Annotated in this window: 15 protein-coding genes and 3 tRNA genes; all 18 read right to left on the bottom strand. The window is 45.8% G+C overall.

The features are described 5' to 3' along the window. Positions 1–2052, bottom strand: a 2052-nt coding sequence (locus NTY76_08160) for a hypothetical protein (protein ID MCX5679053.1), incomplete at its 3' end; no start/stop codon positions are given. 27 nt (positions 2053–2079) lie between these two features. Further along, positions 2080–2271 (bottom strand): helix-turn-helix transcriptional regulator, encoded by a 192-nt coding sequence (locus tag NTY76_08155; protein MCX5679052.1) that lies wholly within the window; start codon positions 2269–2271, stop codon positions 2080–2082. Positions 2272–4323: 2052 nt separating this feature from the next. Then, positions 4324–4398, bottom strand: a tRNA-His gene (locus NTY76_08150). A gap of 57 nt (positions 4399–4455) precedes the next feature. Beyond that, positions 4456–5355: an alpha/beta fold hydrolase gene (locus NTY76_08145; GenBank protein MCX5679051.1), complete on the bottom strand. Its 900-nt coding sequence runs from the start codon at positions 5353–5355 to the stop codon at positions 4456–4458. A gap of 24 nt (positions 5356–5379) precedes the next feature. After that, positions 5380–6864, bottom strand: a complete 1485-nt coding sequence (locus NTY76_08140; protein ID MCX5679050.1) for an ATP-binding protein — start codon at positions 6862–6864, stop codon at positions 5380–5382. Positions 6865–6925: 61 nt separating this feature from the next. Continuing rightward, positions 6926–10432: a dockerin type I domain-containing protein gene (locus NTY76_08135; GenBank protein MCX5679049.1), complete on the bottom strand. Its 3507-nt coding sequence runs from the start codon at positions 10430–10432 to the stop codon at positions 6926–6928. A gap of 273 nt (positions 10433–10705) precedes the next feature. Next, a tRNA-Arg gene (locus NTY76_08130) sits at positions 10706–10782 on the bottom strand. Between the two features lie 26 nt (positions 10783–10808). Further along, a tRNA-Pro gene (locus NTY76_08125) sits at positions 10809–10885 on the bottom strand. 49 nt (positions 10886–10934) lie between these two features. Beyond that, positions 10935–11537, bottom strand: a complete 603-nt coding sequence (gene rdgB / locus NTY76_08120; GenBank protein ID MCX5679048.1) for an RdgB/HAM1 family non-canonical purine NTP pyrophosphatase — start codon at positions 11535–11537, stop codon at positions 10935–10937. Further along, entirely contained in the window at positions 11537–12262 is a 726-nt protein-coding gene (rph, locus tag NTY76_08115) for a ribonuclease PH (protein ID MCX5679047.1), read from the bottom strand. The genes rdgB and rph overlap by 1 nt, the downstream gene beginning before the upstream one ends. Continuing rightward, positions 12237–12785 (bottom strand): FumA C-terminus/TtdB family hydratase beta subunit, encoded by a 549-nt coding sequence (locus NTY76_08110; GenBank protein ID MCX5679046.1) that lies wholly within the window; start codon positions 12783–12785, stop codon positions 12237–12239. The genes rph and NTY76_08110 overlap by 26 nt, the downstream gene beginning before the upstream one ends. Further along, positions 12782–13624: a fumarate hydratase gene (locus NTY76_08105; GenBank protein MCX5679045.1), complete on the bottom strand. Its 843-nt coding sequence runs from the start codon at positions 13622–13624 to the stop codon at positions 12782–12784. The genes NTY76_08110 and NTY76_08105 overlap by 4 nt, the downstream gene beginning before the upstream one ends. 7 nt (positions 13625–13631) lie before the next feature. Beyond that, a complete protein-coding gene (gene queF / locus NTY76_08100) occupies positions 13632–14039 on the bottom strand; it encodes a preQ(1) synthase (protein MCX5679044.1) in 408 nt (135 codons plus the stop codon). Positions 14040–14049: 10 nt separating this feature from the next. Next, a complete protein-coding gene (locus NTY76_08095) occupies positions 14050–14754 on the bottom strand; it encodes a 7-carboxy-7-deazaguanine synthase QueE (GenBank protein ID MCX5679043.1) in 705 nt (234 codons plus the stop codon). After that, positions 14747–15415, bottom strand: a complete 669-nt coding sequence (gene queC, locus NTY76_08090) for a 7-cyano-7-deazaguanine synthase QueC (protein MCX5679042.1) — start codon at positions 15413–15415, stop codon at positions 14747–14749. Before queC ends, NTY76_08095 begins: the two co-directional genes overlap by 8 nt. Next, positions 15412–15783 (bottom strand): 6-carboxytetrahydropterin synthase QueD, encoded by a 372-nt coding sequence (queD, locus tag NTY76_08085; GenBank protein MCX5679041.1) that lies wholly within the window; start codon positions 15781–15783, stop codon positions 15412–15414. The genes queC and queD overlap by 4 nt, the downstream gene beginning before the upstream one ends. A 26-nt stretch (positions 15784–15809) precedes the next feature. Then, the gene (gene murI / locus NTY76_08080) at positions 15810–16631 is read right to left on the bottom strand and encodes a glutamate racemase (protein ID MCX5679040.1); all 822 of its coding nucleotides are present in this window, start codon (positions 16629–16631) and stop codon (positions 15810–15812) included. Beyond that, positions 16600–17721, bottom strand: a complete 1122-nt coding sequence (locus tag NTY76_08075) for an N-acetylmuramoyl-L-alanine amidase (GenBank protein MCX5679039.1) — start codon at positions 17719–17721, stop codon at positions 16600–16602. Before NTY76_08075 ends, murI begins: the two co-directional genes overlap by 32 nt. Between the last annotated feature and the right edge of the window lie 124 nt (positions 17722–17845).

The raw sequence follows: 17845 nt of genomic DNA, 5'->3' as shown, positions 1-17845 counted from the left end.
TGCCTTATTTCTCATTGCCAATACCGAGTCCGTCGCTCTTAGCGCACGACTTCCGATCTCCATTTTCATATATGAAGAGCGGGACCATTCGTGGGACGATGCTAAGACTTCTTTTAAAGCTGCTTTTGAAAAATCTATCATAGGCTTATTACTTTTTAATGACTTCTCAATAATAGTTAATATTGGCATCACCTGTTTCTCAATGTTGTTATGCAAAGGCGATACTGTTTCCTTGGCCAAAGTATCATATTTATAGTTACTAAATGTGCCTTCTTTTACCCTTGCCCTTAATCCCTCAATAATATCCACAATTTCTTTTCTACCGATACTGCCATAAATTAGTCGCGAAATAATTGGGCCATAGGAGTCGGTATTCAAATCGCCACCTTCTATAAATGTCCATAGCAAGTTTATTGTTTTATCAGGTACGATATTGCATATATCTTCAAGATTTTCTAGTATCCGCCTTTTGTCATAGCTGTCATATTTGCTGTAATTATTTATCCATCCTTCTATAACATCTATAACTATTGGCATTAATGAATCTTTTTCACCGTACCTTAGTGTTGCACCTAAATTACAAAAAATATTTTTTGAATGCGTGTCAAACCAATATAAGAAAACCTCTTTTCGTTGCTTTTCCTTAAGCGATTGCATCGTTTCTAATAAATATACATCTCCTATCATATCTGGTAAAAATCTCAAAATATTTCCTGTGGAACATAATACTCCGCCTTTGATAAGTTTTCCCAGGATATCTCTCATTAGCTGATCGTCAACATTTAGACATTGAGCAAGTTTAGTTATTGTTTGGTTATCAGTTATATTTATAGGTATTATTAAGGTTAAATTGAGGAGCAAGTCATTAATATTAAGCTGTGTTGATTTAACTATCTGACGAGTATCATTTAGCAAAGATTGAAGAATATTTTGCTTAGTTGATTGAAAATCATATTTACTTTTTCCCTTCATGTTTAATCCTATGAGAACTATAAAAAAGGGGTTAGGGTATCTTCGGATTATCTCACTTTCGTCATCAATCTTATCCTTTTGCGAAACAGTTCTTAAAAGCGTTTTCAGCTCATTGTCCGACCATTGGGGAATAGACGTAACTACGGCAAGATCCTTACATTTAGCAGAAACTAATGTTTCCTCTAAGGCAAAAATACCTGCTGTTCGGAGTGATATAACAATTTTTGCATCAATTCCTGATCTTGTTACACAATACAAGATGTCTTTTATATCGTCCGAGCGATCAGCATCATCTATTACAAAAATATATCTGTGTTTCTCTTTTATACTTTCCCTAACGCCAATTTCATCATTAAATGCGTCTCGAATATCGCGAATACCATCTCGTATAAACCAAATCTCTCTAGTAATACCTAAATTTCTTATTCGATTTGGAAATTCTCGTAAAAAATGACTCTTTCCAAATCCTCCAGGAGCATGGATTACAAAAATTTTTAAATTATCATTCTTTAAAAAAGATATTATTTCATTAAACCTATCTTCAATTGTTTTAATTTTTTTTCCAGTATTAATATCAGATTTCGTATCTGCTTCTTCAAAGAATACAGACAACGGAACAAACGAGAGAATAGAAGAACTACCAAAAAAATTGCTTCGCAAGAAAGGCTGTTTTTCGATTTTGATAGTTAATTTTTCGCGATCCCATATCCACATGGAAATGCCTTTATAGCTATTAAGAGCTGTAAGCTTTTTGATATAATCCACATTTAATTCGGCATTTGTTACTATAATCAAATGGGTTATTTTATTCTTATCCGCTTTAATAAGTTCTTTTTTCACTTCATTGCACAAATATTCATAGGCTTGTTTTAAAGAATGTTTGGTGAATTTAGCTTGAATGCAAATATCACCAGACAAGTTCTCTTCTGCGTAATTATCAACATAAGCATCATATCCGCCATCCGCACCAATATATGGACTTGATGGCAAAAACCCCGGAGTATGACATTCTAAAGAAACGAGGTGACTAATCAGTCGTTGAAATGTCTTTTCATTATCAATTTTTAACCAATCTAACATTGCGTTTCTCCTAATAATAATACATGGTCACTCTACTAGATTCTCCATCGGCACTTCGAGCGCTTTAGCAATTTTATAAATGGTCTGGATGGATGGTCTTTTTGTAAAACCAGATTCGATTTTTGTCAAAGTATTAAGGGATATATCAGTTAGGCGGGCTAGCTTTTCTTGGGATAAATTTTTTTGCTGTCTTATTTTTTTAATATTTTTTCCGATCATTTTATCCTTGACAGTATATTATTACTGTAATAGTATAGTAGTGTTAATATTGCAGTCTATTTATCTGACTTATTTTACCATAACAACGTGCTTTTTTAGCCAAAATCTACCTCCTGAGGCATTTTTGATATTTTGAGTCATTGGGCGAAAGGCAAATTTTGCCGCGCCCCAAAATTTACCTTTTCGCCCTCGGGTCTTGTGTTGTGGGGGCTCGGCAACCCGCCGTCCACGAGTTCATTCTGGCTTGTAGCAGGCGGGTGCGGACGAGCCTGTGGTAGAGATTGCTTCGTCGGCCTTCGGCCTCCTCGCAATGACGGCGGGTAGGGCGAGGACGCGATAGAGCCTGCTATAGCTGTTGTTCTACTTGTTTAGCTACAGCGAGCAGGCAGGCGATATGCCGAGCCAGCGTTGAAAGGTTTTATTTTTAAGGGTGCCCCTTAAAATAGGTTCTGACTTTTTGATATAGGGACCCCAGTTTCTCCTCTCGCGAGTTTGCGAGTATTTTATATGGGTAAGTGTAAGAATAAGAAAGGCTTGCGTACGCAAACCGGCGGTTCGAACAGATTTTTTTAATATAATCGGCCTTCTCTTCGGCGCTTCCGGCCGATGCGAGGGACGGGAGGTATGACATGAGATACTTTCTCTATGCGCGCAAGTCCACTGATACGGAAGATAAGCAGATCCTCTCTATCCCCTCTCAGCTCACCGAAGTACAAGAATACGCCCGGAAAGAACGATTGGACATTGTAGAGGTTATTCAGGAAGCCCGCACAGCCAAGATACCCGGCAGGCCTATCTTCGATGAGATGATCCATAGGATCGAGAAAGGCGACGCTGACGGCATCATCTCATGGCATCCCGACAGACTTGCGCGCAATAGCATAGACGGCGGTAAGATAATCTACCTCGTAGACACAGGAAAGATCGCTGACTTGCGCTTCCCTACTTACCGCTTCGACAATAGCGCACAAGGCAAGTTCATGTTGAACATCATCTTCGGACAGTCAAAGTATTACGTCGATAATCTAAGCGAGAATACCAAGCGAGGCATTCGGGAGAAGCTGCGCCTCGGCGAATATCCGGGCTTTGCACCGACAGGATATCTGAACGACGGCAAAGGAAAGATATTCATAGATACTGCCACCGCCCCACTCATCCAGAAACTATATGCCTTGTGCGCCGAAGGCCGCCACACACTTGAGGAGCTGCAAAAATTGGCGACTGCTTTTGGCTTGGTGAGCAAGAGAAGTAAAAAGCCACTTGCCATCAGTAATGTCCATAGAATACTGACTAATGCTTTTTACTATGGTGTGTTTTTTTATAAAGGCGAGCTGTTCCACGGCGCGCACGAGCCGATCATATCCAAGGAGCTGTTCGATAAAGTGCAGGAATCGCTGAAGACACGAAGCAAGCCCACGTTATACAAGAATCATTACTTTGCATTTAGAGGGCTGATCCGATGCGGTGAGTGCGGTTGCGTTATTACTGCTGAGGAGAAGAAAGGCCACGCATATTACCACTGCACTAAGCGAAAGGCAGGCTGTTCACAGGAAGGCTATATCCGCGAGGAAAAGCTCGCCCTGATGATAAGCGAGGCCATCGCGAAGGTATCTATAGATGATAAGACCTATCACGCTATGCTCGCTGAATTAGACCGAGAGAAGGAACTCGCGAAGGCCACGAAGATACACAGCGATTTGACTAGAGAGACAAAACTGCGAGAGATAGACGAGCAGTTATCGAGATTACTGGATTTATTCGTAGACGGATCGATCTCTGCCGATGAGTATAAAGCGAAGAAGGCCTCGCTTGTGAATAAAAAAACACACCATTTAGAAAATCCTGGAGGGACTGACGGAAAATGGTTGGAACCGATGCGGGATTTTCTAACTCTTGCTCACCAAGCCAGTTACATCGCATCGGCCGGAAGCGCCGAAGATCGGTGCGAATACATTAAAAAAATCTGTTCGAACCGCCGGTTTGCGTACGCAAGCCTTTCTTATTCTTACACTTACCCATATAAAATACTCGCAAACTCGCGAGAGGAGAAACTGGGGTGGCTAACGGGATTCGAACCCGTGCAAACAGAGCCACAGTCTGTTGTGCTAACCTTTACACTATAGCCACCACGTAACTTTTCGATAAACCTGATATATTATATCTTTACCGCCCGATTCCGGCAAGCTAATGTTTTGAGGCCATTACACGGGTGAAGAAATCGTCCATCTTTTCCCCCACTATATCCCGTTCCTGATCGGCGGTTATCACATGATATGAATCGTACAACAGTACCATCTCTTTCATCTCGGTCTTTACCCTGTCGTAAATAAATTTGGAATTCTTCACGCTGGCCATGTCATCATCTTTAGCCTGGATAAGCTGTACCGGAAAGTCCATCGCCGGGAGTTTTTTTGTCAGATGTTTGACCAGAAGGTGCAGCTGATAAAGAAGTGTAACCGGAAAATAAGGATATCCGTACTGGGCGACATTATCCATATCGTCGAGTTTCGCATCACCGTAATATTTATGTATACGCCCCTGCATCGCTTCATTCTTGATTCCGTAAGGCGGCTCTTCTTTAAAATACGCGAAATATTTTAATGGTGTGTGGTAGGCAAACGGAAGAAATATTTCTGAGCCCGGAGAGTTCCATCCGTCATAGAATAACGTCGGCGCCAGGCAGCTTACGCCGGAGACCTTTTCCTTGAACTCATCTGCGGCAAGAAGAGCCAGAAGCGCGCCCATAGACAGCCCCGAAGTAAAGACCGGCCCCTTATTATCGGCAAGTTCTCCGTTTATAAATAGATTGCGGACGGATTCATAAAATTCCTGCCATTTGGCGTATTTCAATACCCTTATCGGCTCTCCGTGCATAGCCAATCTTGGGCATATTACAGAGTAACCTTTTTTATTTAAAAATGTCGCCAAAAACTTCATTTCATTGGGAGTACCGGTGAGCCCATGAATAAGAATAACTGTCGCTCCGTTATTGCCTCTCAGAGAAAAACTCTCTTCCGCGACGGAGTCATTATTCCGCTTCGGTTTTATGCACTCTTTAATATTAAATGAAAATACAACGGACATCGGTATGTTTGCCTTGTTAAAAAATCATACAGGATATGATAACGGTAGATGGATGATAAAACTTGAGCCCTGGCCAACCCGGCTCTCCACTGATATCTTTCCTCTATGCGCTTCGACGATAGCTTTCACCGTGCTTAGGCCAAGGCCGAAACCACTCTTAGTCCGGCGTGATTTTTTTATCTGATAAAATCTGTCAAATATATATGGTATCTCGTCTTCAGGCATTCCGACGCCGGTATCGCTTACCGTAATATTCGCGTCTTTGCCTTCTTTGCGCACAGTTACTATCACCCTGCCTTTCCGGAGCGTGTATTTGATCGCGTTATCGAATATGTTCGTCAATAACCTTTTCAGCTGCTTACCATCTCCGTCCAATATTATAGTCTCCTCGCAATAGAAAGAGATGTCTATGTCCTTGTCTTCGGCCAACACCCTTATCTCATTCAATTCCTCTTCGATCAACTTGGTTAAATCAACCTTTTTGATCTCGAGCAATAACCGGCCGTCTGCCAACCGCGTAAGAGCCAGCAAATCTTCCACTGTTTTGGAGAATCCGCCTATCTCCTTAAGAGCCGCCTGAAGCACAGCCTGGTACTCCCCTGACGAACGCACATTCTTAAGCGCCCTTTCAATCTCTTTACGTAAAATTTCTATAGGCGTTTCAAGTTCGTGCGAAATACTGTGCATAAAGTCTTGCTGGGATGAAAAAGACCTGTCTAACCGTTCTATCAAGTCGTTAAATGTATCGGCAAGCCTCGACATTTCATCCTTTGTATCCGGGATATGTATCTTCAGTCTTAGATTTTCGGCGGTAATCTGTTTTAACGTATTTATCATCTTGTCTATAGGGTTCAGTGCCACTCTCACCAGGAATATGCCAGGCAGTCCGGCCAGAAGCACTGTGAGCGGGAGCAGTACAAATAATGTAAATCTTAGGTTATTAAGCGCAATGGATAGCATGCTTATCGGCCCTGCGGTCTGCACCACATAAATAGCCTGCCCCCCCTCCATAATAGGCTTACTATATAATCTGAACTTTATCTGCCCGCCGTCCGCGGCTTCCCCGTCTACCGTATCAAAACTATCTTCACCGCCCAATATGGACCTGAAGTCTTCTTTAGAGAGCGGTTGTATATGAGGAACTGTTTTTGAGGAGACTATAATATTGCCGGCGGGATCGGCTATCTGGACAAAAACGCTCATCATTTCCGGGTCCTTACGCTGTGCTTCGACCCAATTACGGGCGACTTTCACAAAATCGCCGGACCCATCGGTGGCCAGAAAATTAAATTCCTTACCGTTCTGCGCGGCCTCTATCTTCCTTAACTGGTAATAGGTGTTTAACGCGTTAGCTACGCCTTCGGCCCTTGAGCTCAACAGATCGTCAAGATCATCGTAAATCTTTTTGCTGAAATTTCCATATATGAGGAGACTGAATGCGGAGAGCGTGATAGTTAATATTACTATATATAGGAGTATTATCTTAAAGCGGACCGATTTGAAAAACATATAGAGACATTATAGGCTTACTGGTATGCTATATCAAGAATTTTCTAATTTAAGGGCTAGCTTATTGCAGTTTCTTTTCATTAATTTTCTTTTGCAACGGGAGCATTTCTTTATCTGGCAAACTTGCCATCTCACCAATGAAACGCTTATCTGTAGCTTGTGTATACACTTGCCCCTCTACCGCTTTCCGCTGATCTAACTCAGTATCAGGCAGAGCAGGTTCGGGGATATTAACTTCCTTCTTATCTACTTTCTGCGGCTCATGTAATGGTAATACTTCTACATATAACGGATCCGGCATCATCTTGCGAGCTAAAAGCTCTTTGATATCCACTCGCGGCGCTACTGCATTCTCGCTGGCCAACCCAAGAACCGGCTGAATAGATTCTCCGGTTTCGGTCTCTTTATTACCCACATCTTGTTTGTTTTCTGCCATTAGCAATACTCCAAAAGCAGTTGCCTTAGAGTTCATGTCGATAGATTGTGAAGCGCTAATCTCTTTCTTATCTATCTTTAGATCGTACAGTGCTTCTACCAATTTATCCTGAATTGCGTCAAGAACCGGCTGGATAATTTCCAGAGCGCCCAGCTCTTCTTTATTCGCTTTACCCATATTCTGTGTATTGCTATTCTTTATATCGGCGGCTTTCAGTTCCGCGACTTTAGCGGCGGCTTTAAAATCAGCCTCCTGAGCAGCTTTAAGATCTGCGGCGGCTTTCAGTTTCGCGTCTTTGGCTGCTTCTGCGTCCTGGGCGGCCTTAAGTTCCGCTTCTTTAGCTGCTTTATCTGCTGCGTCCTGGGCGGCCTTCTGTTCGGCGGCAATTCTGGCAACTTCGGCGTCCTGGGCGGCCTTAAGATCTGCGGCGGCTTTCAGTTTCGCTTGCGTCGCCGCCACTTCGTCGTTTAACCTCTTTGTCATGTCGCTTACGGCATTGAATGGGGCGGAAATCAGCTGCGCGTCTTTGGCGGCTTTATCTGCTGCGTCCTGGGCGGCCTTAAGATCTGCGGCGGCTTTCAGTTCTGCGTCTTTGGCTGCTTTTATCTCAGCCTCTTGAGCAGCCTTTAATTCTGCTTCTTTGGCTGCCTTTAATTCTGCCGCCTTCAGATCTGCTTCTTGGGCGGCTTTTAATTCTGCTTCTTGAGCAACCTTAAGCTCTGCTTCTTGAGCAGCTTTAATCTTTTCTTGCGCTAATAATATTTCTTCCTGTAGCCTCTTCGCCATTTCAGTTTCAGCGGCTTTGCGCTCAGCTTCTTTGGCGGCTTTTATCTCAGCTTCCTGGGCAGCTTTAAGCTCTGCCTCCTTGGCTGCTTTCAGTTCCGCGTCTTTGGCTGCTTTAAGCTCAGCTTCTTTGGCGGCTTTCAGTTCCGCTTCTTTGGCGGCCTTTATCTCAGCTTCCTGGGCAGCTTTAAGCTCTGCTTCCTTGGCTGCTTTAAGCTCAGCTTCTTTGGCGGCTTTTAATTCTGCCGCCTTCAGATCTGCTTCCTGGGCGGCCTTAAGCTCTGCTTCCTTGACTGCTTTCAGTTCCGCTTCTTTGGCTGCCTTTATCTCAGCTTCCTGGGCAGCTTTAAGCTCTGCTTCCTTGGCTGCTTTAAGTTCTGCGTCTTTGGCGGCTTTTATCTCAGCCTCTTGAGCAGCCTTTAATTCGGCTTCTTTGGCGGCTTTTTGCTCCGCTTCTTGAGCGGCCTTAAGCTCAGCTTCTTTGGCGACTTTCAGTTCCGCTTCTTTGGCTGCCTTTATCTCAGCTTCCTGGGCAGCTTTAAGCTCTGCCTCCTTGGCTGCTTTCAGTTCCGCGTCTTTGGCTGCTTTAAGCTCAGCCTCTTTGGCGGCTTTTTGTTCAGCTTCCTGGGTGGCCTTAAGCTCCGCATCTTTGGCGGCTTTCAGTGCAGCAGCATCCTGGGCAGCTTTTAGCTCCGCATCCTTGGCGGCCTTCAGTGCAGCAGCATCCTGGGCAGCTTTTAATGCAACGGCATCATGGACGGCTTTCAGTGCAGCGACGTCTTGGGCAGCTTTTAATGCAGCGGCATCCTGGGCAGCTTTTAGCTCCGCATCTTTGGCGGCCTGCACAGACCCTATAATTGAATCTGGATCCTTATAGCCTTCTCCGCTTAACGCTGCAACTTTTCCTCCCTGCTCGTTATATACGTTAGTAGATACCACCGCGCCTGCCGCATCGATAGAGTACTTAACTGATAACTTTGTTCCGGCGCCCGATCGGCCGGCGTTATCGGGTATTAATACACTGGCTACACGCTCTATCAATACTCCGGACGCATTATAATGTGATTCTGTGATGGATGATCCGATCACTTTACCATCCGCTCCAAAAACTGCGCTTTCAGTGACCTCTACCATGATTGTGCCGGCGGCGTCAATATTGGTGGCCTCTGTATAAGTGCTATTTATTATCTCTCCGCTAGCAGTACTTAGCTCCACGCTCTCCGCAACATGAGAAACAAGCTTACCGCTGCCATCATAGGTACTGGCAGAATATTCCGCTTTTTGAAGAGTGCCGCTGACATCGTATGTGCGTGTGGCGCTTTCCGCAACGGTCAGTTTACTCTTATTGTCGTAGGTTAACAACGTCTCCTTCGAGTTCAATATAACGCCGGTATCTATCCTTATTACCACCTTCAGTTCATGGCCTTTTCCGGCCTTGAACGAACACTGTAAATTTCCATTTTGATCCTTAGCCCAGTCTGTCATGGTGGATGAGTTTGACCCGGTCGCATATTTAACGTAATCTATAACTGTCGCCAGCTTGATTATCATATTGCTGAATACCTGCTCATCCCTCTCATCCAGCACCCCGGCCTTTTCAATATCGAGCTTCGCTCTGGCCTCAGGGGTAATATTTGAGTTATAAACGGCAAGCCATTTTTCATCAGCTATCCGTCCCCCATCACCGTTAAAATTGAAGTCATGATAGTTTACACGTTCAATAGCAGTGTAGATATCGCCGAATGCTATGGCATCCCCTTCACCAACAGCGCCGTCAGCATTGATATCTAATTTTGCCAATGCACTTTCACCGACATCGGTCGGCTGAGATACGCCATTGTCGGTGACTTCATCAAATGTTTGAACGGTGTCCTTGGCGATCATCAGGCTACCTTGTCCTACGAAGATATAGTTAAAAATGGGCATATTAACGAAATTGAAGGAAGGGACTTTAACGCGTTCATAAACTTCCTCAGCCTTAGCAATGTTACTGGTCACCAATAACAGATCCATCTTCGTAACCTTGCCATCTCTATTCCTATCTAAGCTGCGCTTTACCGCAGCCGGCAGGCTATTTGCATGCTTAAACGCCAACGCATAACCGATCTGTGCTGAGGCCATATCGCGAGCATCTATGACACCGTCTTTGTTAATATCTACGGGGTCTGCTTTCAGAGTTGTCGCAAAATCTGATATTTCGCCCATCTCATCATAAGGAGCATCGGCCATAGGAGATTCAACTAAGATCCTCTTATCTGCTGTTGCGGCTTGAGCCGCAGTAAACGTGGTAATAGATATAAGGAATGCAGTCATTAAAAAGGATGTTAGAATCAGGATTTTAGTTTTCATTGAGACACCTATTATTATAAACTTTTAATAAGTTTTTTCTATCTACTTAAAGTATATCATAAAATCAGAAAAATACAAAGAAAAACAGCTTAGTTTTTTATATCCTAACAAATGCGATAAAAATGTTAGGATAAAATATAGTTTATAAAAATACTATGTTATTTAAGTCGAATTATGGGTAGGAAAATGCGAAGAGGGGGAAACGTAGTTTCCCCATGTAGGGCATGTCTTACGAAGCCCTACTCACCTAAGTGTCTTAAGAGCGAAGTAAGATGGCGTCCCTGGCCTGATTCGAACAGGCGACCCTCTGCTTAGAAGGCAGATGCTCTATCCAACTGAGCTACAGGGACGCGTAAAGCTGTCAAATTTTCAATAATGGTCGGGGCGCTCGGATTTGAACCGAGGACCTTCTGCTCCCAAAGCAGACGCGCTAGCCAGCTGCGCTACGCCCCGCCGCAAGCAAATTATAACACAAATCAAAATCGCCCCTACAGATATTTTCCTACTTGTAGGATTTTAAAAATGCTCTCGCCTTCTTAAGCGCTTTTGACCTGTGACTCATCCTGTCTTTTGTTTTCAACCCCAGCTGGCCAAATGTCTTTCCATATTTGGGAATAAAGAAGATCGGGTCATAGCCGAATCCGTGTCTGCCTTTCACTTCAAACGCTATAAGGCCCTTGCAATCCTCTTCGATGATCTTAAGGATTCTGCCGTTATCGGCTATCGCCACGGCGCAAACAAATCTCGCCTTACGTCTGGAAAGGCTCTCACCTTCTAAAAGCTCCAGCACCTTTCGATTATTAGCCTTATCATTCTTAGCGGGCCCTGCGAAACGAGCGCTTTTTACGCCCGGTAAATCACCGAGCGCCTTCACGCAAAGCCCCGAATCATCCGCTATAGCAAGCCCTTTCACAAACCGCGACACGATTAGCGCTTTCTTAGCGGCATTCCCCCTGAACGTGTCCTTATTCTCGACTATTTTGGGCGTCTTTTGAAAATCTTTCAGCGATATGATATTGGCCTTAACCGTCTTTAAGTATCTTCTAAGCTCGTAAAGCTTCTTATCGTTCTTCGTGGCTACAACCAGAGTTCTGATGGGGCTCATTACTGAATTAGACCCTTCAGCGCTTTCTTCTGGACCGCTATAAGCTTTTCTATGCCTCCTCGAGCCAGCGCCAATAATTTCTCCATCTCATTCTTTGTGAACGGCTCTCTTTCGGCGGTGCCCTGCACTTCTATAAACCGGCCGTCACCTGTCATTATAATATTCATATCGACTTCCGCGTTCGAATCCTCATCGTAGTTGAGGTCAAGCGCAGGCCTGCCACCCAGCATCCCGACGCTCACGGCCGCTACATAATCCGAGACCGGCACTTCCGCTATCACTCCGTCTTTTTTCAATTTTGCCAATGCCAGGACAAGCGATATAAAGCTCCCTGTGATGCTCGCGCACCTGGTGCCGCCGTCAGCCTGGATCACATCGCAGTCAATCCATATCGTCCGCTCGCCCAGCTTATCCATATCAACTACGGTCCGCATCGAGCGGCCGATAAGCCGCTGTATCTCGTGGGTCCTGCCGCCGAGTTTACCTTTTGAGGCTTCACGCGGAACTCTCGATTTACACGAGCGCGGTATCATGCTGTACTCGGCCGTGACCCAACCCTTCTTCTTGCCTTTCAGGAACGGCGGAACGGTCTCTTCAACACTCGCGGTAGTTATCACCCTGGTATTGCCGAACTCTATAAGGCATGAGCCTTCGGCATATTTGATATAGTCTTTTGTGACCTTGATCTTACGAAGCTCGCTATCTCTTCTTCCGTCCTGCCTTATCATAAATATCATTCCCTTTCGAGTCTATTCCCACGATTAACGGAAAGTCCTTCACTTCCAGTTTATAAACAGCTTCGGGGCCGAGTTCCTTAAATAGTATCGCCTTAGACGATCTCACCTTCGTCGAAAGCAGAGCCCCTATCCCGCCTGTGGCAAGAAAATATACCGAAGCATGCCTCTTGATTGCCTTTCGCACTTCGGCGGACCTACCGCCCTTCCCTATCATCCCGGCCAGGCCCAGCTTTATCAACTCAGGCGTAAACGCGTCCATACGGGAACTTGTCGTCGGCCCGCATGAACCTATTGCCCTTCCCGGCCTGGATGGAGTGGGCCCCGCATAGTATATAACGGTGTCCCTCAGATCCAAAGGTATGCGCTTGCCGGATTTTATCATATCGAATAAACGCTTATGCGCAGAGTCCCTTGCCGTAAATATTATACCGCTCAATAGCACTTCGTCTCCGGCTCTTAGTTTCTTGCGCTCTCCTAAGGTAATAGGAGCAGTGATATGTTTCTGTTTCATAGCGTCTTTGAAGCGCTCCTCGTCGCGTGACAACTCATATTTACAGCAACTGGAAGCCCCGCTATATGAGTGGCGTAGCTCAGTATGTTAACACCGAGCGCCGTAGCTTTTCCTCCGAGCGCCATCGGCCCCATACCAAGCGAATTCATCTCTTCCAGAAGCTCCTTTTCGAGTCTGGCCAGGCGCTTATCGGGGTTTTTCCTGTCTATCGGTCTAATCAGCGCTTTCTTAGCGAGGCCGGCCGCAACCTCAAACGTCCCGCCTATGCCCACCCCTAAAACAAATGGCGGGCACGCGTCGGGCCCGGCGCCCTTCACAACATCTATGATAAAATCTTTTATCTCATCGGCCGATGCGGTCGGCTTAAACATCTTTATCATGCTCTTATTCTCGCTTCCGAAACCTTTGGGCGCGAGATCTATTTTCACTTTATTACCGTCGACTATGTCCGTCACTATTATGGCGGGTGTGTTCGTCTTTGTATTCTCGCGAAAGAGAGGATTCCCGACCACCGACTTACGCAGGCATCCTCTGGCATATGCCTCTTTAACGCCATCAGTTATCGCCTTACGCAAGCTTCCTCCGAAGAGCCTGACATTCTGCCCTATATCAAGATGGACAAATACCATACCTGTGTCCTGGCAGATCGCGAGCGAATTGGCTTTAGCAAGACGCGCATTTTCGATGATCGTCTTTAATATACTTCTGGCGCGGGGATTCGTCTCTTTCTTTAGCGCGCGCTCAAGCGCGTTAAGAATGTCTTTCCTGAGCGTAAAGTTAGCCTTAAGACAAAGCTCTTCTACGGCCTTTTTTATTCGTGAAACGTTTATCTCTCTCATATAGCCCTTATATATCTTTAGAAGGCCTCTTTCTGTACTCCGCCGTCACTGTAGTCTTAATGCCGCCGCGGGCATTGAATTCTCCGAATATCTCCATCCATCTCGGCTTGCAGCTCTTCACGAAATCGTCGAGCATCTTATTCACGACATGCTCATTGAATATGCCTACATCCCGATAAAAGAGCGTGTAATATTTAAGCGACTTCAGCTCGATGCACTCCTTATCCGGTACATACTTAATGATTATCATGGCAAAGTCGGGCAGGCCCGTCTTCGGACAGATACAGGTAAACTCAGGAATATCGATCTGTATGGTATAGTCCCTGTCCGGATACTGGTTCTTCCAGGTATCTACGCGCGGCGTCTTTAATTTCCGTATCTCCCCCTGCAGCCCTTCATATAAAGATCTCTTCATATTCTCCCCGTTATTTAATTCCCATTATCTTATGAACCTGAGGCATTACCCTTATCTGCTCCAGATCATTATCGATCCCTATCTCCATAAATTCCAGAAGGGTCCCGGTATCGACTTCCTTGTCGGATTTCTTTACCGGTGTGGCAGGCTGCAAAATAAAAGGCACATGTTTATTCAGGTTCTTAATTATAGAAACCGCCTGCCTTATATCTTCCGCCGTTGTCTCCGGCGTCACTATCGCTTTTACGAAAACTTTTTTCTTTGAAGCTATCTTTAAAAATTCGAGGTGCTCGCCCCAGAAAGCCCTTTCTCCCGTCGAAGAGGGCAGCTTGAAATCCATAGCTACTATGTCTATAAGATCTATCACGCGCGCAAGCTCACCTGGCAGCGTCCCATTGGTCTCGAGATAGGACTTTCTGCCCGATTTGCTCAATAACGGCAGGAAAGAGCTCAAAAAATCCGTGTAACAGAGCGGCTCTCCTCCAGTGAGAGAGACGGAATGATGCGGGCCCTTCTTTTCGGTTAATAGCCGAATCTCGTTCATCAGAGACGCCGGTGTATATATTTCACCGGCCGCATCTCTCGGCTCATCACAAAAACTGCATGCCAGATTACAGGCTTTGAAGCGCACGAATATCTGTTTTGCGCCCGCGAATATTCCCTCGCCCTGTATCGATGAAAATATCTCTGTTATTTCCGCGCTCTCTTTACTCATATAACGGATCCTTCAGTCCCGCTTCTTTAAAACCTTTTGCCCTCAAAACACACGAATCACATTTACCGCAAGGGGCTCTTCGGCCCTGATAACATGACCATGTATACTGAAGAGGTGCGCCAAGCGAGCGAGCGAGCTTTATTATCCCGGACTTGTCTTTTTTTATTAACGGAAATTCCAGGCGTAATTTACTCTCAAGCCCGCGCTTCGTGCCTAAGGCGATTACCTTATCGAAGGCCCTCAGGTAACCCAGCCTGCAATCGGGATAACCGCTCGAATCCTCGGTGTGCGCGCCGATAAATATCGCTGAGGCACCTATGGTTTCGGCATATGAGGCCGCAATACTTAAAAAGATGGTGTTTCTCGCGGGCACATACGTCGACGGGACGCCGGATCCGGTTATATCCTTAGCGCTCCGGCCTAACGGAAGCGGCGCTTCTTTATCTACGAGACTTGAGCCCTTCCACGGCAGGGTAAGCGTAACCGATTTTAAATGAGCGCCGCACTTTCGGGCCAGTTTTCTCGCGGACGCAAGCTCCTTCTTATGTCTTTGGCCGTAATCGAATATTAACGCGTAACATTCGTAGCCCTTGTTGCGGGCAACATACATCGTAACGGCGGAGTCGAGTCCGCCGGAGAGAAGGATCACTGCCTTCTTCATCGGCTCTTCGGGCCTTCCGTATAAGTGGCGCAGGAATTACCGTTTTCCCACACGGATATGGACTTGATCCCGGCTGACGCTTTCTTGATCCTGCCATATATCAATTTCGCGATATTTTCCGATGTGGGATTCATGGTTTTGAAGCTTTCGAGTTCGTTCAGATACGAATGATCCATATCCTCTATGGCGCGCTTCAAGACAGCCTTCGCGTCTTTAAAATCCATCGCCATCCCGTCCTTGTCAAGTTTTCCATACGCGAATATCGCTTCGACGTTCCAGTTATGCCCGTGCAGATGTTCGCATTTACCCCGGTAGTTACGTAAGTTATGCGCGGAACTGAAATTCGCCTTCACCTTTATCTCGTACATCTTCTTCTCTCCAACTTAGTAACCGATTACACCGCCCTCTTGACACAGGATATCTTTTTCTTCAAAAATCTTTCGGCCACCGCGACAAACCTGGAAGGCTCATCACTGACAAAGAAGTTATATTTGCCCTTTCTGCCGGATGAGTTCAAGAGGCCCGTCGAATCTAATATCACCTTCGCCTCTTTAGCCACCTCTTTGGCCGAATCTATCAGAACTACTTTATGGCCCATGATATCCTGAATTACCTTAAATAAAAGCGGGTAATGAGTGCATCCCATTATCAACGTATCTATCTTCGATGCCCTTAGCGGGGCCAGATATATCGAAGCAATGTCGCGCGTAACAGGCTCCTTCAGCCAACCTTCCTCTACGAGCGGAACGAATAACGGGCAGCTGCGCGATGCCACCGAAATCCTGGGGTCGATCTTCCTTATCGCTTTCTCATACGCGCCGGAAGATATTGTGGCATTAGTCCCTATCACGCCGATATGTTTATTTCTCGTAGAACGCACCGCGCCTTTCGCGCCCGGCTCTATAACGCCCACTATAGGCACGCGGAAACATCTCTTAATAAAATCGAGGCTGAGCGACGAGGCGGTATTGCATGCCACCACTACCAGCTTCACATCTTTCTCCATAAGAAATTCGACATTCTCGACCGAAAATTTCGTTACGGTTTCTTTAGATTTAGTGCCGTAAGGAACGCGGGCGGTATCTCCGAAATATACTATATCCTCTTCCGGAAGCATATTCTGTATCTGCTGCGCGACCGTAAGCCCGCCCACACCTGAATCGAATATACCTATCGGCCGCCTGTCAGACATTGGTAAACCCTTCCGTAGATTCATAGCGTTTCTTATATCTCAATATCCCCCGGACGATGGCCTCGGCCATCTTATCCAGAAAACCCTGATCCCTTAATTTCATCTCTTCGATCCTGTTCGATATGTAACCGCTCTCGACCAATACTGACGGTATATGCGTATGCTTTAATACGTAAAATCTGGCCGATTTAACTCCGTTATTCTTTATCAATTGTTCCTCATCGACAGATTTGCATATAAAGCCGGCGAGCTCTTCCGATTCCTTTCTATTCTCCGTAAGCGTCATGTCCCACAGCGTCTTATCGAGCCGGCGGGAATGTTCGGCATCGGCATCGTCGCTCAGTTTCAATGATGAGTCCTCAAAAGCTTCCAGGGCCCTGGCGTTATCGTCTGTGGCGCTTGAAAGATAGTAACATTCAAATCCCCGCGCAAGCTTTGAGAACGACGCATTTATGTGAATGCTCACGAAAATGTCCGCGCCGCTGTCGTTGGCTATCACGCTTCTTTTCGGGAGCGCGACGAACGTATCATTATCGCGGATCATCACGACCTTTATGCCCGCGTTTTCGAGAAGGTTCCTTACTTTCTTCGAAAGAGTAAGCGCTACGTCTTTCTCTTTTGTGCCCCTGCCCCGGCCGATCGCGCCAGCGTCTTTTCCTCCATGGCCCGTATCGAGAGCTATTGTCCTGATCGTAAACGCTTTCTCGGCCTCAATAACAGGTACCTTCTGCGGCGCCGCGGTTTCGGCGGCGGAGAGAGGCGCTATGGTCTTTCTGGCAAATGAGACTGGCACAAAGACGGTTCCGTCTGTGACCACCACAGGCCTGTCAAGCTTGCTCTCCTTGCCATTAATGAGAATTATACGGCTCTCGGATCTCAAGACTATGTTATTGGATCCTGCCTTGAGAGAAGCCGTTTTTGCAAAAGTATCCCAACTGCAGCTAACCTTATATGTGTCGCAAATTCTCGTCAGCGGGAGATACTTATATCCGTCGATGATCCGGATACTGCTCTGCAGGCTCGGATCGAGCTTAAAATAGGGCGCCTGGGCCGCGCATCCGGCAAGAAAGATCGTAACAAATACCACAGCAAGCACTTTGTTTATAAATTTCATTGATATCCTGTCTTACTTCCACATAAGGGAAAGGAATATTAAGGAAAACCGATTTAGGTTTTCCTTAAAACGATTTGGGCGCTAGCCCTGCTATTATCTTACTCTGGCAGGCTGAAGCCAAAAA

The sequence above is a fragment of the Candidatus Omnitrophota bacterium genome (assembly GCA_026387175.1).
Taxonomy (GTDB): Bacteria; Omnitrophota; Gorgyraeia; order 2-01-FULL-45-10; family 2-01-FULL-45-10; genus CAIMPC01.
Note: the sequence above shows the minus strand (reverse complement) of the source record. Positions and strands in the feature narration are given on the sequence as shown.

What these genes read in the sequence shown, in the direction of transcription:
- rdgB (MCX5679048.1), bottom strand. Translation starts at nt 11,537, where the DNA reads ATGAGCCCCATCAGAACTCTGGTTGTAGCCACGAAGAACGATAAGAAG.
- NTY76_08135 (MCX5679049.1), bottom strand. Translation starts at nt 10,432, where the DNA reads ATGAAAACTAAAATCCTGATTCTAACATCCTTTTTAATGACTGCATTC.
- NTY76_08145 (MCX5679051.1), bottom strand. Translation starts at nt 5,355, where the DNA reads ATGTCCGTTGTATTTTCATTTAATATTAAAGAGTGCATAAAACCGAAG.
- NTY76_08140 (MCX5679050.1), bottom strand. Translation starts at nt 6,864, where the DNA reads ATGTTTTTCAAATCGGTCCGCTTTAAGATAATACTCCTATATATAGTA.
- queF (MCX5679044.1), bottom strand. Translation starts at nt 14,039, where the DNA reads ATGAAGAGATCTTTATATGAAGGGCTGCAGGGGGAGATACGGAAATTA.
- murI (MCX5679040.1), bottom strand. Translation starts at nt 16,631, where the DNA reads ATGAATCTACGGAAGGGTTTACCAATGTCTGACAGGCGGCCGATAGGT.
- queD (MCX5679041.1), bottom strand. Translation starts at nt 15,783, where the DNA reads ATGTACGAGATAAAGGTGAAGGCGAATTTCAGTTCCGCGCATAACTTA.
- NTY76_08095 (MCX5679043.1), bottom strand. Translation starts at nt 14,754, where the DNA reads ATGAGTAAAGAGAGCGCGGAAATAACAGAGATATTTTCATCGATACAG.
- NTY76_08155 (MCX5679052.1), bottom strand. Translation starts at nt 2,271, where the DNA reads ATGATCGGAAAAAATATTAAAAAAATAAGACAGCAAAAAAATTTATCC.
- queC (MCX5679042.1), bottom strand. Translation starts at nt 15,415, where the DNA reads ATGAAGAAGGCAGTGATCCTTCTCTCCGGCGGACTCGACTCCGCCGTT.
- NTY76_08105 (MCX5679045.1), bottom strand. Translation starts at nt 13,624, where the DNA reads ATGAGAGAGATAAACGTTTCACGAATAAAAAAGGCCGTAGAAGAGCTT.
- NTY76_08075 (MCX5679039.1), bottom strand. Translation starts at nt 17,721, where the DNA reads ATGAAATTTATAAACAAAGTGCTTGCTGTGGTATTTGTTACGATCTTT.
- NTY76_08110 (MCX5679046.1), bottom strand. Translation starts at nt 12,785, where the DNA reads ATGAAACAGAAACATATCACTGCTCCTATTACCTTAGGAGAGCGCAAG.